9 protein-coding genes are annotated in these 14,470 nt (G+C 41.0%); 6 read left to right on the plus strand and 3 right to left on the minus strand.

Annotated features, from left to right (window positions below; genetic code table 11):
• Window positions 1–40 precede the first annotated feature (40 nt).
• The 4 genes from ACMX3D_RS15420 (at window position 41) to ACMX3D_RS15435 (ending at window position 8,721) form a co-directional block, all read left to right on the plus strand.
• The gene (locus ACMX3D_RS15420) at window positions 41–244 is read left to right on the plus strand and encodes a CARDB domain-containing protein (RefSeq protein WP_482752345.1); all 204 of its coding nucleotides are present in this window, start codon (window positions 41–43) and stop codon (window positions 242–244) included.
• 608 nt (window positions 245–852) lie between these two features.
• Window positions 853–6,537, plus strand: a complete 5,685-nt coding sequence (locus ACMX3D_RS15425) for a choice-of-anchor I family protein (RefSeq protein ID WP_482746778.1) — start codon at window positions 853–855, stop codon at window positions 6,535–6,537.
• Window positions 6,538–6,664: 127 nt separating this feature from the next.
• Window positions 6,665–7,978 carry a cytochrome P450 gene (locus tag ACMX3D_RS15430; protein ID WP_482746779.1) on the plus strand — a complete coding sequence of 438 codons (1,314 nt, stop codon included), beginning with the start codon at window positions 6,665–6,667 and terminating at the stop codon, window positions 7,976–7,978.
• Between the two features lie 8 nt (window positions 7,979–7,986).
• Window positions 7,987–8,721 carry a hypothetical protein gene (locus tag ACMX3D_RS15435; protein ID WP_482746780.1) on the plus strand — a complete coding sequence of 245 codons (735 nt, stop codon included), beginning with the start codon at window positions 7,987–7,989 and terminating at the stop codon, window positions 8,719–8,721.
• A 92-nt stretch (window positions 8,722–8,813) separates the two neighbouring features.
• Here ACMX3D_RS15435 and ACMX3D_RS15440 read toward each other — a convergent pair whose 3' ends face one another.
• Window positions 8,814–9,956 carry an NAD(P)/FAD-dependent oxidoreductase gene (locus ACMX3D_RS15440; RefSeq protein ID WP_482746781.1) on the minus strand — a complete coding sequence of 381 codons (1,143 nt, stop codon included), beginning with the start codon at window positions 9,954–9,956 and terminating at the stop codon, window positions 8,814–8,816.
• Window positions 9,957–10,868, minus strand: a complete 912-nt coding sequence (locus ACMX3D_RS15445) for an isopenicillin N synthase family dioxygenase (RefSeq protein WP_482746782.1) — start codon at window positions 10,866–10,868, stop codon at window positions 9,957–9,959. It lies immediately after the preceding gene.
• A gap of 65 nt (window positions 10,869–10,933) precedes the next feature.
• On the opposite strand from ACMX3D_RS15445, the gene ACMX3D_RS15450 reads away from it, so the two are divergent.
• Window positions 10,934–11,440, plus strand: coding sequence for a GNAT family N-acetyltransferase (locus ACMX3D_RS15450; RefSeq protein ID WP_482746783.1), 507 nt, complete (start codon window positions 10,934–10,936; stop codon window positions 11,438–11,440).
• 199 nt (window positions 11,441–11,639) lie between these two features.
• Complete coding sequence (locus ACMX3D_RS15455) at window positions 11,640–13,325, plus strand: NAD(P)H-quinone oxidoreductase subunit 4 (protein WP_482752346.1); 1,686 nt, start codon at window positions 11,640–11,642, stop codon at window positions 13,323–13,325.
• A gap of 139 nt (window positions 13,326–13,464) precedes the next feature.
• Here ACMX3D_RS15455 and ACMX3D_RS15460 read toward each other — a convergent pair whose 3' ends face one another.
• Window positions 13,465–14,319, minus strand: a complete 855-nt coding sequence (locus ACMX3D_RS15460) for a phytanoyl-CoA dioxygenase family protein (protein ID WP_482746784.1) — start codon at window positions 14,317–14,319, stop codon at window positions 13,465–13,467.
• Window positions 14,320–14,470 lie beyond the last annotated feature (151 nt).

A 14,470-nucleotide genomic window follows, 5' to 3' on the forward strand; every position in this document is an offset into this window, starting at 1 on the left:
ATGTCTTATCTGTCTTTATATTTATTTACAATAAATAGATATAAAAAATACTAATAATTCCAGTTCCAAAACATTCTCACTCAACATTGTGAATCATATTGCGGCAGGTAACTATTATCTGCTTTACAAAGCTGATGGTTACAACAATGTGATTGAAATCAATGAAAGCAATAATATCGTTACTCAAGCGATCGCCTTAGTAGAAGAAGGTGATACTATCACCATTGATGCTTTAGCTAAGTAATAGAAGCAACTGATTGACTAAGCAATATTACATAAAACAATTATTTATAAATATTCCCTAACTTTACCTTTTCCTAGTATTTTCTTAACCTTGGTTCAGTAAATTTTCGGGGACTAGTTACACAAAAAAATTACTGCAAGTTAAGTTGCAGCATCTACAAGAGTACTCAGCGTAGTTAGGACTATTGCGAGATAGGTCGAAATTTTGTGTTGACTGTCCGTATTTTTATCCTTTTGCCTATTTGTTGATTACTTATGGCAGTTATAAATCTGAACCCTGGTGAGATTACGATCGCTATTTATAGCAAAGTGCTGAGTACTGAGTTGAAAGTCACCGAAGTTTGCCCGGAGGGAAACCCTGCTTGCAACTTCTCGCTGAGTATAAACCTAGTATTATCAAAGCTTTGAGCAATTGGCAATGTCTGAACTTATGCTTCATCTGCTATACATCATCTATATCTCAGGCAAGACAAACGAGGTCGAGTAGGGCATGAGAGAAACGCCCTCTGTGCATGATTGCATTCAATTATTGATGCTTTGTGAAGCATATCACCACTCGAAAAAGCTTACACCGCAACATACAGGACTACTTAATTAGGAAAATTTGTTATGGCACTTAATACTGGCGATATCGCATTTGTAGGTTTCAACGCGGATGGTAATGACAATATAGCCTTTGTCGCACTGGCAGACATTCCCGCTGGTGAAGTTATTTACTTTGAAGATAATGAGTGGAATGGCACAGGTTTTGTTGATACCAACGAGTCTGCTTTTAGTTGGACTTCAACAACACCAGTTGCAGCAGGAACAATTGTTAGAATTGACAACATAGGTAGTGGCACTATTACAGCCAGCACAGGAACAGCTGCAATACCAGTTGCTGGTCGAGGTTCCAATCGAGGGCTGGCTGCTGGTGATGAAGTTATCTATGCCTATCAAGGAACGCCAGGTGTCCCCACTACTTTTATTACAGCCGTTGCCAATGGTGGGTTCAATACAGCTAATGGACTCTTGACTAACACAGGTTTAGTAGTTGGCACAACTGCTTTGGACTTAAGCACGGTTGATGATGATGCAGACATCGGTGCTTACAACGGTACTCGCAGTGGCTTGACCAACTTGAGTGATTATCGTTCTCTCATTAATAATGCGGTAAACTGGCAAACACAAGATGGCACAGGCGACCAAAGTATTGATGGAACTGCCCCAGATGTGCCATTTAGTGCAACTGCCTTTACTATCAATAATGGCAATCCCACAGTTAATTTATCTGTTAGCCCCAGCACAGGCACTGAAGCAGGTACAACAGTAATTACTGTGACTGCAACTGCTTCCAGCACTGTATCTGGCGACCAAACCGTTAACTTAGGGGTGTCAGGAACTGGTGTTGATGCCGGAGATTACACCCTCAGCAGCAACATCATTACTATCCCTGATGGACAAACCACAGGTTCTGTTACCTTTACAGTTGTTGATGATGCGTTGATTGAAGGCACAGAAACAGCAATTCTCACTATCACTAACCCAACCGCAGGGATTACCCTTGGCACGACAACACAAAATATCACAATTACTGATAACGATGTTCCTGCTGTCCCCATTGTTAATTTATCGGTCAGTACTAATGCTGGTTCAGAAGCAAATACAACAGCTATTACTGTAACTGCGACTGCTTCCAGTGCAGTTTCTGGCAATCAAACAGTTAATTTAGGAGTTTCGGGTACAGGCATTACCGCAGGAGATTATTACCTCACCAGCAATACCATTACCATTGCCAATGGCCAAACGAGCGGTTCTGTCACCTTCATTGTTGCCGATGATGCGATCGCTGAACCCATAGAAACAGCAATCTTGACAATTGATACACCTTCTGCTGGCATTGCTCTAGGTACTACTACTTCCCAAAACATTACAATTACCAACAACAACTCCAGTACCTTGCAAAGAATTGGTAGTTTTACTAGTGCCAATGGAGCCGAAATTTCCGCTTTTGATCCGGGAAGCGATCGCTTGTTTGTAGTTGCAGGTAGCACCGTAGAAATTTATAGCCTCAGCAACACAGGCACACTCACCTTAACTGGCACTTTGCCCACAGGATTGATCCCGCCTCTAGGCACCCAAGCTATTCCCAACAGTGTTGCAGTCAGCAATGGCATTGTTGCAGTCGCCTACGCTATTCAAAATACCACTACCAACGCCCAACAGACCGGACAGGTAAGCTTCTACAGTGCTGTTGATGGCACATTTTTAAACTCCGTTGCTGTGGGTGCATTACCTGATATGTTGACCTTTACAGCCGATGGCACAAAGGTATTGGTAGCCAACGAAGGAGAACCCAACAGTTACGGGCAAGCAGATTCGGTTGATCCAGAAGGTTCGATTAGTATTATCGACATTTCAGGGGGCGTAGCAAATGCAACTGTTGCTAATGCTACGTTTACTAGCTTCAATAGCCAAATCGACGCGCTTCGCGCCGCAGGGGTGAGAATTACTGGCCCTGGCGCGACAGTAGCACAAGACCTAGAGCCAGAGTACATTGCAATCTCGCCAGATGGCCAAACCGCACGAATTACTCTGCAAGAAAATAATGCGATCGCTATTTTAGATATTGCCAGTGGCACAATTACAGACATTGTGCCATTGGGTACAAAAAATTTCAATCTTCCAGGTAATGGCATAGATGCCAGCGATCGCGATTCTGGAATTAATATTCAGAACTGGCCTGTGTTTGGATTGTATCAACCCGATGCGATCGCCAGCTTTACTGCCAACGGCCAAACTTACTACATCACTGCCAATGAGGGCGATGGGCGGGACTACACAGGATTTAGTGAGGAAGTACGAGTTGGTGCAGCTTCCTATGTTTTAGATCCCACAACTTTCCCCAACGCCGCCACCCTCAAGCAAAACGCCAACTTGGGACGGTTAACGGTGACAAATGCTTCCGGTGACACTGACGGCGATGGAGACTTTGACCGCATTGAGGCATTTGGAGGGCGTTCCTTCTCAATTTGGGACGCTAACGGCAATCAAGTTTTTGATAGTGGCGATCAATTTGAACAAATCACAGCCAGCAGAGTGCCAACTTTATTTAACTCCGATGGAACTGTGGCTAGTTTTGATACTCGTAGCGATAACCGAGGGCCAGAACCGGAAGGTGTAACCGTTGGCGTAATCAATAACCGCACCTATGCTTTTATTGGTTTAGAACGTACTGGTGATGTTCTCGTCTACGATGTCACAAATCCTAACAATCCCACCTTTGTTCAATACATCAACACACCAGAAGATCAGGCTGTGGAAGGACTGACCTTTGTTTCAGCAGCAGACAGTCCCACAGGCAGACCGCTACTAGTCACAACCAGCGAAGTTAGCCGAACTGTGACAGTATTTGAAGTTAACCCACCCGTGCGGATCAGCGATATTCAAGGTACTAGTCACATTTCCCCGTTCAATGGGCAAAATGTGACGAATGTACCGGGAATTGTGACTGCATTGAGAAACAATGGATTTTATTTACAAGACCCCAACCCCGACAACGACACTCGCACTTCCGAAGGCATTTTTGTTTTCACTTCCTCAGCACCAACCGTACAAGTAGGTGATTCTGTGTTAGTGAGTGGTGGAGTCACAGAGTTCCGTCCTGGTGGTGCTACTAGCAATAATCTGACAACTACCGAAATTACTAGTCCTACAATCAGCATCATCTCCCGGAATAATCCCCTACCTGCTGCCACCATTCTAGGTAATGGTGGACGTACCATCCCTAACACAGTCATTGAAGATGATGCCAATGGTAGTGTCGAAACTAATGGTGTATTTGACCCAGCCAATGATGGCATTGATTTCTACGAAAGCGTAGAAGGAATGCTGGTACAAATCAACAACCCGGTTGCAGTTAGTCCGACTAATTCTTTTGGTGAAACTTGGGTATTGGCAGATAACGGAACAAATGCCACAGGACGCACAGCCCGTGGTGGAATTGTTATTAGTGCCAATGACTTTAACCCAGAACGTATTCAAATTGATGATACTTTGTTGAGTGGTAGCACTCCTCAAGTAAGTGTAGGCGCGACTTTCGACACAATTGTGGGTGTAGTTGATTACAGTTTCAACAACTTTGAAGTACTGCCAACCTCTTTGACTGTCACCGCACCCAGTCCTCTGACGAGGGAAGTAACTAATCTTACCGCTACCACTGACCAACTCACAGTTGCTACTTTCAATGTAGAAAACCTTGATCCTGGGGATGGTACAGCCCAGTTTAATAACCTTGCTAACCGCATTGTCAATAACTTGCGATCGCCTGACATTATTTCTTTAGAAGAAATCCAAGATAATAACGGGGCGAGGAATGACAGTGTAGTTGATGCGAGTGTAACTTTCCAGTTATTGATAGATGTGATCGCAGCAGCTGGTGGCCCTACTTACGAATATCGCCAAATTAACCCAGTGGACGATACTAATGGTGGTGAACCAGGCGGTAATATTCGCGTAGGCTATTTGTTTAACCCCGAACGTGTCAGTTTTGTAGACCGTCCTGGCGGTGGTTCGACTACCAACATCTCAGTCACCAATGTTGATGGTGTTCCTACACTTTCTACTAGTCCTGGCCTCATAGATCCCACTAACCCTGCTTTCAACAGCAGTCGTAAACCTTTAGTTGGTGAGTTTGTCTTCAACGGTCAAACTATTTATCTCATTGGCAATCACTTTAACTCCAAAGGTGGTGACCAAGCTTTATATGGAGTAAATCAACCACCAACTCTCAGCAGCGAAGTGCAGCGACAGCAACAAGCAACAATAGTCAGAGACTTTGTGCAAGAGATTTTAGCAATTGACCCTAATGCTAATGTGGTGGTGCTAGGTGACTTGAATGATTTTGAGTTTTCTAATCCTGTCAATACGATTGAAAGTGCTGGATTGACTTCTCTAATTGAAACTTTGCCTGCAAACGAACGTTACACCTACAATTTTGAAGGAAATGCCCAGGTACTTGACCATATTTTAGTTAGTAATAACTTGCTCAACAGACTAGATGGCTATGATGTAGTTCACATTAACTCAGAGTTTGTTGACCAAGACAGCGACCATGATCCCAGTGTGGCGAGGTTTAATATCCCAGCAAACCAAGCACCGACTGCGGTGATTTTTAATAATGCGATCGCCAGCATCAACGAAAATACCAATACCACCAACCGCATCAAAGTTGCAGACATCGCCATCACTGATGATGCTTTAGGCACAAATAACCTGAGTCTAACTGGTACAAATGCCAATTCCTTTGAAATCGAAAATTCTGTACTGTATCTACGGGCTAACACTAACCTGGATTTTGAAACCCAGTCTAACTACAGTGTGACAGTTACCGTTGATGACCCCACAGTAGGCAATACTCCCGATGCGCTGGCTGTTTTCTCTTTAGCCGTGAATAACGTTAACGAAGCACCCATTGCCAATCATGACAGTGCCACAACTACAGATATTCAACCAGTAACTATTAATGTACTAGCAAATGATCGTGACCCAGATAACGATCCACTAACTATTGATAGCTTCACCAATCCGACCACAGGTAATTTGGTGAAAAATAACGACAACACCTTTACCTACACTCCGCAAATTGGCTTTTCTGGTACTGATAGTTTCACTTACACCATTAGTGATGGTGATTTAACCGCCACAGCCACAGTTAATCTGACAGTTACCCTTGGTAGCAACCAAATTAACGGTACTTCCAAAAACGATATTCTGTTAGGAACCAGCAGAATCGATGTTATTCGTGGTCTGGCTGGTAATGATATTATCACTGGCTTAGGTAATAACGATGTCCTTTATGGAGGAGATGGTAATGACATCCTCATGGGTGGTGATGGCAATGATACCCTGGATGGCGGCGCAGGTAACGACACCCTAGTAGGTGGTGACGGTAATGACACTCTCATTGGCGGGTTAGGTCGAGATATTTTAACTGGTGGAGGTGGTAGAAATAGTTTTTATCTTCAGAATGGCAAAGACAATTCTGATATAATTATCGATTTTGCTTCTGGTGTCGATAGTCTCGTTGTCTCTCAGTCAGAATTTGGACTTAACCAAACACTGGGTACACTTAATTCCAGCTTATTCCGTCTGGGTACAAGTGCTAGTACAGCAAGCGATCGCTTTATCTACGACAGCAGTACAGGTAAACTGTTCTTTGATCAAGATGGCATTGGCAGTATAGGTAAAGTTCAGATAGCCCAATTATCAAATAGACCAACTCTTGCAAATACCGATTTCACTGTGATGGCGTAGCTTGATTAGCCGTACTTTGAAATTATTCTAGGTGTCTAGATACCCGACTTCTCGAAGAAGTCGGGTATCTTGTTTTTCAGAACATCGTTAAATTTAATATTGTATTGAAAGTGCGATCGCTAATCTGATGAACAAATTGCAACTACCACCTGGCAACTTTGGTTTACCAATCTTCGGAGAAACTCTCTCGTTTCTTGCAGACCTAAACTTTGTGGAAAAGCGCTATCAGCAATATGGGTCTATTTTTAAAACCCACATATTGGGTAGACCAACAGTAGCAATGGTAGGGCCAAAAGCTGTTGAGTTTGTCCTTTCTTCGCACATGGAGTATTTTTCGTGGCGTGAGGGATGGCCAGAAAATTTTAGAGTACTGTTGGGTGAATCATTGTTTTTGCAAGATGGCGAAGAACATCGCAGAAATCGCCGTCTGATGATGCCAGCATTACATGGGCCTGCACTGGCAAACTATGTCTCTACAATGGACGAAATTATCCGAAACTATTTCAAAATATGGGAAGCTAAACAAGAGTTTACCTGGTTTGATGAGTTTAAAAAACTCACATTTGATATTGCTAGTCAATTGTTGCTCGGTACAAGTTCTGGTGAGGAATCTGTACGTTTGAGTAAGTTATTTACCAACCTCACCAATGGTTTTTTTGCTCTAAATACTCTACCTTTACCGTTTACTACATTTAGTAAAGCTAAAGCTGCTCGCAATCAAATTTTAGAACACGTTGCTCAAGTTGTAAAAGAACGCCAGCAACATCCAACCAAAGATGCGTTGAGTTTATTAATACAAGCTAGAGATGAAGATGGTAATAGCTTAAGTGAACCAGAAATTATTGTTCAAGCAGTGTTGTTACTCTTTGCTGGACATGAAACTACAACTGCAATGTTGACATGGTTAGCTACAGAGTTGGCGCTTCATCCAGAAGTTTTACAACGCGCTAGAGAAGAACAGTTACAACTTGCTCAAGATAATTCTATAACTTTAGAACAATTGGGAAAAATGCCCTATTTAGACCAAATTTTATGGGAAGTTGAAAGACTGCATCCACCAGTTGCGGGAGGATTTCGTGGTGTAATCAAAGATTTTGAATTTGATGGATTTTACGTTCCGGCTGGTTGGCAATTATATTATTCAATTTTAACTACCCAAAACCTTCCAGAAATTTACCCTGAACCAGAAAAATTTGACCCCGAACGTTTCAATCCGCAACGTCAAGAACATAAACAATATCCTTTTAGCTTAATTGGTTTTGGTGGTGGGCCGCGTGTGTGTATTGGTGTGGCATTTGCCAAAATGGAAATGAAGATTGTTGCCGCCCATCTTTTACGCAGCTATGATTGGGAAATCTTACCTAACCAAAGTTTGGCTACAGTCCGAATTCCCACAAATCGTCCCAAAGATGGGTTGCGGGTTCGATTTCAGCCTCGGTGAAATTTTATATGGCACCTCAAATAAACATTAGTTTGCCTGAAGGAGTTTCTCAAAATTGGCAAAACGTCAAAGATTTTGTCAACCAAAAAGTTAACTCTGTGAGTAATTCTACTCAACAACTTGGAGATTCTTGGCAACAAACAGCAACCACAACTCTTGAACGAGCTAAATCTTCTATTGGACAAGGGTTACAAACAGCTGACCAATTTAAAAATACAACATCAGGGGCGATTGAAACTGCGATCGCCTCTTCCATGAATGATTGGCTAACACAACATCCAGCCATGTTACATTTGCTGCAAGTACTCAATTGGGCAGCTAATCACCCTGTTATCAGTTTAGTAATTGTGCTGTTTAGTCTTGCAATTATTTTGAGTATTATCAACGCCATTATTCGCTTATTTACAACAGCAAGCTTTTCCATATTGCAAGCACCATTGAAATTATTGCAAGCTTTGATGAAAATTATCTTTCTTGCATTGACCAAAGTTGGTACTTTTACTTTTAACAAAATAACTAATAACCAAAAAATAGATAACACATCAACCTTACTAGCCAATAATATTCAACCTATTTATCAAGATAAACAGCAAAGATTAGCAGAAATTTCTTGTCGATTAGAAGCACTGCAACAAGAACAAAAGCAACTTTTACAAGAAGCAGCCGAAATCATGGCCACAAATCCCAGTAACCTCGAAATTCAGCAAATTAGATTAAATCAAAATCAAATTAATAGCATTTAACCCCTCTCTATAAATAAGTTTCTTATAACTTCCTCAAAAAAATCTCAGCGTAACTCTGCGCTCACCTTTGCGCTCCTTTGCGTTAAAAAAACTTAGGATTTAATCAGCCCCATAATAATCTCATCGTTCTTCCCACTCACAAAATTAGCAAAACGTTGTGCTAAAGGTGGTACAAAAACAAGAGGATTGCTGAATCCCGAAAAAATATGCACACCTACAAACTCTGGGACAGCACCAATTACCGGGAGACGATTGTTACTAAACGCTACTAAACAATGATGCCAATTTCCTGGTAAGTTCCCCAACGCTGGTAAAACTTTGCTAATACTATTTCGCAGCCATTGTTCACTGTGTTCTGAGTTTATCTGTGCATCAGGATTTGTCAGCACACGACTAATTTGTCCCAAGCGCAAGCTATTATCTAAAAATTGCACTGCACCTACATCTAATATTGGCGAGACTAATTCATTGCCTAATTCATCCCACAATTCATCAACTTGAGTCGATGCTGCTTCTAATTGAAATCTTTGCAGATTAGCTGGCATTACTAAAGTATGTAAACGCAAATCCACAGGTGGAATTTCCATCATTTCTGCATGAGTAAAATACACTTTGACAGAAATACCTGCTGATTTGAGTAATTGTCGGCTGAGTCCACCAGCGCAAATTACAACGTTAGCGCTGTGATATTTTCCAGTATTCGTTTCGACACCACCTCTGAGAATTTGCACAACTTGACTTATCTGCATTTCACCCCCAGCACGTAAAAAAGCTTGAATGTAAGCTTGTGCTGTTTTCTCTGGATGAATATGGCCATGTTTAACAGTTAAAGCACCGGAAATTGCTTCCTGGTTCAGCAGTGGTTCCAACTCACAAGCTGCTTGCACACTGAGTAAACGTGGCGATACTGCACAATTTGCATAGACAGCGGCGGCGGTTTCTGGGTTAGTCTCAACTGAAATCGTCAGTAATAAATCTAATTCTCGCAACTGAATATCAGCATCTAACTCTTGAGGCAAAATTTGGTAACGTGCGATCGCTTCCTGGCATAATTGACGAGTTAGTGGTGTTGTACCCGACCAATAAGCTAGTCCACCATAACTGTATCGAGTTGCATTGTCTGGTGTGGCGTGTTGTTCTAATAAAAGTACACTCAAGCCTACTTTGGCTAATTCATAGGCAAGTGTAGCACCTGTAATTCCGCCACCAACCACAATCCAGTCGTAGGTTTTCATTTAATAAGTTGCTTGTAGACGACTCAACAGATATTCTCCCGCAAGGATGGGAGGATACATCGGCTTACGTTCTTTTTGGCAAGTTTCCAGACAAGTAATTTCTGTATCATCATTAGGATGACAGAAAAATGCTATGGAGTAGCGCGATCGCTGTAACCTATGATCATTAGGAATCATTACCCGATGCTTGGTTGAACAAAACACATCATTTGTCCAACGTTGCATCAAATCGCCAGTATTCACAATCACAGTATCAGGAATTGCCAAAGCAGTAATCCACTCTCCAGTAGTTGTTTGTACTTCCAAACCACCCACTTCGTCTTGGAATAGCAAGGTAATACTGCCATAATCAGAATGCTCACCCGCACGTACTTGTCCAGGTTTAGGAGGTGTTTGTAAAGGTGGATAATGTAGCAGTCGTAGGGTATGATTTTGCTGATTATGTCTGCTTGTAAAAAAGTCTTCTGGTAATTCTAATGCCAAAGCAAATGTTTGTAATACTTTGTTTGCCAGTTCTGTACAAGCTTTATAAAATGCAATAATACAAGGGTTGTTTGCTAGAGAAACATCATAGCCAGCCGAAGCAAAAATTTCTGCTTTGCTAAAATTCACAGCTTCTTTTAAATCACCTGGTTGATTCGGATTGAGACACTCTCTTTCTATGCCAACATAACCAGTATTACTAAATTCATTTTTCCAGGCTATTTGTTGTTTGACTTCTAAAGCTAATTTAAAAAAATCTTGACTATGGGTGAATACTTTTGCAATTAAGTCTTTTGATATTCCATGATTTTGCAAGTACATAAAGCCAACTTCATGGCAAGCTTGATAAATTTGTTGAACTACAGCCTGCCGAGATGTGGCATTATTATTGCTCAAATCAACTAAATCAATGATGGGAATTGTAAACATTTAATTTATGCCATTGTTCAATTTATTTACTTTAAAATCTAAGCGTTCTTTAGGAGAAATATACTTTGCTGAATATCATTCAATTCGAGATTGATCAAGATAAATCTCATGTAAAAGATTTATTTTTAGAATATTTTAATTGGATAAACTTGATGTGGAGCAGTGAATATAATATCACTTTTGATGTTAACAGTTACTTAGAAGAATCTATAGCTCAACTTTATGAGTTTATGCCACCAGAAGGACGCTTACTTTTAGGCAAATATAAAGGCAAAATCGCTGGTTGTGTTGGCTTACGCAGAATTGATGAAGGCATTGGCGAAGTTAAAAGGATGTATGTCAAGCCAAAGTTTCGCACAAAAGGTGTAGGTCGGGCTTTAATAGAAAATGTTATCTATGAAGCTGCCAATATTGGTTACACAAAACTCCGCTTAGATACGGCTCCTTTTACCAAAGAAGCACAAGCGCTTTATCATTCACTCGGTTTTCAAGACATCGAACCATATTTTGAAAAACTGGAAGTTCCTCTAAAATATCGAGCTAACTGGATTTTTATGGAATTGACACTTTAATTATGCCAAGCTGTGACACTACTCAGCATTACTGAAGTAAATCCTAATTTTTAGTTATTATCGAACGTTTTTACCGTTATCTCTACTTTTACAGAATAAATTCCTTCTATAGCCATCTGCGGTAAAGATTTATGAAGAAAGTTTAACGTAATTGCATATAATGAATTCATTCAACTACTAAGTATTTTTGCTCATTGCCATGATAGCGGATGGATTTCCTTGGCTAACCGCGATTATTCTGCTCCCACTCGTTGCTTCCATGCTCATTCCCGTGCTGCCTGATAAAGACGGCAAACTTGTGCGATGGTATGCCTTAGGTGTGGCGATCGCGGATTTTATCTTGATGTGCTATGCCTTTTGGAAGCATTACGATGCCAGCATTGCAACTTTTCAACTCGTGGAGAAATATGCCTGGTTACCTCAGTTAGGTCTGAGTTGGGCAGTTTCGGTCGATGGAATATCCGCTCCACTCGTGCTACTGGCAGGGTTGGTGACGACGCTTTCAATGTTTGCTGCATGGCAAGTTAATCTCAAGCCGCGCCTATTTTATTTCTTGATGTTGCTGCTGTATAGCGCACAAATTGGAGTGTTCGTCGCCCAAGACTTACTATTGTTCTTCATTATGTGGGAACTAGAACTTGTTCCTGTGTACCTGCTTGTCTCCATTTGGGGCGGTCAAAAACGGCGCTATGCCGCGACAAAATTCTTGCTATACACTGCCGCTGCTTCGATTTTTATTCTCGTAGCAGGGTTGGCAATGGCTCTTTATGGCGATAATACAACCTTCGATATCGTCGAACTTGGTGCGAAGAATTATCCTTTGGCTTTAGAACTGTGGCTGTACGCAGGACTGTTAATTGCCTTTGGTGTCAAGTTAGCTGTATTTCCCTTGCACACATGGTTGCCTGATGCTCACGGTGAAGCATCCGCTCCCGTATCCATGCTTTTGGCAGGTGTACTGCTCAAAATGGGTGGATATGGACTGATTCGCCTCAATTTAGAAATGCTGTCTGATGCCCATGTTTACTTTGCACCCGTACTGGCAACTCTCGGCGTAATCAATATTATTTATGGTGCGTTAAATTCCTTTGCTCAGACGAACATGAAGCGCCGCCTTGCTTATTCGTCTATTTCGCACATGGGCTTTGTACTGTTGGGTATTGCTTCCTTCACCGACGTAGGTGTAAGTGGGGCGATGCTGCAAATGCTTTCTCACGGTTTAATTGCCGCAGTCTTGTTTTTCTTAGCTGGTGTTACTTACGATCGCACCCATACAATGGCAATGGAAAGCATGGGTGGTATCGGTCAAGCTATGCCAAAAGTGTTTGCTTTATTCACTGCTGGCGCAATGGCATCACTGGCTCTCCCTGGGATGAGTGGCTTTGTTAGTGAACTTCAGGTATTTGTTGGCATTACCACCAGTGACATCTACAGTTCCACATTCTGCACTGTGATGGTGTTCTTAGCCGCCGTGGGAGTTATCCTTACCCCGATTTATCTGCTTTCAATGCTGAGACAAGTATTTTACGGTACTGGTGCAGAACTCACCTGCGATATTGGTAATGCTGCGTTAGAAAATCAAGAGGATGAGGGAACAGTTTGCTTTGGTACAGACTGTCTCTTACCCACCGAAGCCGTCTATAGAGATGCTCAACCGCGTGAAATCTTTATCGCTGCTTGTTTCTTGGTGTTGATTATTGGGGTTGGGATTTATCCCAAGTTAGCTACACAGATGTACGATGTGAAAACTGTTGCTGTCAACACTCAGGTACGCCAATCATATATTCAATTTGCTCAAGCAAATCCCAAAATATATGCTAAAGGATTGTTTTCTCCCAAAATTGCACAGTCTGAAACCACACCTGTTTTAGGAATAATTAAATAACGTTGAAATAGGGTGTATAAGTGTAAGGCTTAAGGGTTTTGCTCACTTACACTTATACACCCCGCATTCCGCAGGTAAGGTAGGAGATCAATAGCTTTGGTTTAGTCAGTAACCTGATGTGAATAAGAGTCAGAAATTTTTAACTTTTAGTGCTAGAAAGCTGAGATAATACATCAGATGCTAAAGGAATAACAGGGCGATAATCCTGACTAACCAAAAAGTCAGGTCGTGGCTGTAGCACCGGATAAGGAATGTTCTCAATACTATTATAAGTAATAATCACTGTAGAACGCCCAAATGGTGAGATATTTTTTGTTGAAGCATGGACAATATTACTATCAAAAAATACTAATGAACCTGCCGCAGCTTTGATAAAAGTGATTCCATACTTTGATACTAAATCAGTGATAACTTTTTGGTTGAGAGAGTACTTCAAATTAGCACTAAAACTCGATATCCATTCAGGACTGTCAGTAGAATTTTGAGACTCTGTAGTTGTTTCTCTAGGACTATTGGCAGTAACATCAATCATCTCTTCCTTATGAGAACCAGGAATCATAAATAGTGGGCCATTAAATTCGTTCATATCATCTAATAAACACATGGCATTGACCACTTGCGGTTTTGGCATTCCATCTTCCTTACGCCAATAAATATAGTCTTGATGCCATTTCCAAACATCGCCACTAAATGCTGCTTTAATATTAATTTTGAATTGATAAATATATACTTTATTACCAACTATTTGCATTGCAGGTTCAACAATAAATGGATGTCTTGTTAAACAATTAAAAACATGATTTGTTGTATGTGAACCATGCAGTGATCGTACAGTTTTGCCATCTTTTTCAATAACCTTCTTAGGTGAATTATCAGCAGCTAAAGTCGATAATTCTGCTTTCATGGCTTCGATTTCAGCACGAGAAAAATATTCTGGCAGTACAAGAAATCCTTGCTCTTTGTAAATTGATAATTGCTCTTCTGTCAGGTACATATTAAAAGCCTACAACATCTATGAACAATTCAAATTTAACTTTTTTATTAATGAGCAAAATTGCCATAAATACTTAAAACACTAATAATTTTTGAAAAATTAAACTACTCAAAAATACTTGATTAAATTCTTTTTAATTTAACATTAATGA

The sequence above is a fragment of the Anabaena sp. TISTR 8404 genome, from assembly GCF_056847745.1.

Excerpts from the sequence above, each read along its gene's own strand:
- ACMX3D_RS15460 (WP_482746784.1), bottom strand. The coding sequence starts at position 14,319 with ATGTACCTGACAGAAGAGCAATTATCAATTTACAAAGAGCAAGGATTT.
- ACMX3D_RS15435 (WP_482746780.1), top strand. The coding sequence starts at position 7,987 with ATGGCACCTCAAATAAACATTAGTTTGCCTGAAGGAGTTTCTCAAAAT.
- ACMX3D_RS15445 (WP_482746782.1), bottom strand. The coding sequence starts at position 10,868 with ATGTTTACAATTCCCATCATTGATTTAGTTGATTTGAGCAATAATAAT.
- ACMX3D_RS15430 (WP_482746779.1), top strand. The coding sequence starts at position 6,665 with ATGAACAAATTGCAACTACCACCTGGCAACTTTGGTTTACCAATCTTC.
- ACMX3D_RS15425 (WP_482746778.1), top strand. The coding sequence starts at position 853 with ATGGCACTTAATACTGGCGATATCGCATTTGTAGGTTTCAACGCGGAT.
- ACMX3D_RS15455 (WP_482752346.1), top strand. The coding sequence starts at position 11,640 with ATGATAGCGGATGGATTTCCTTGGCTAACCGCGATTATTCTGCTCCCA.
- ACMX3D_RS15440 (WP_482746781.1), bottom strand. The coding sequence starts at position 9,956 with ATGAAAACCTACGACTGGATTGTGGTTGGTGGCGGAATTACAGGTGCT.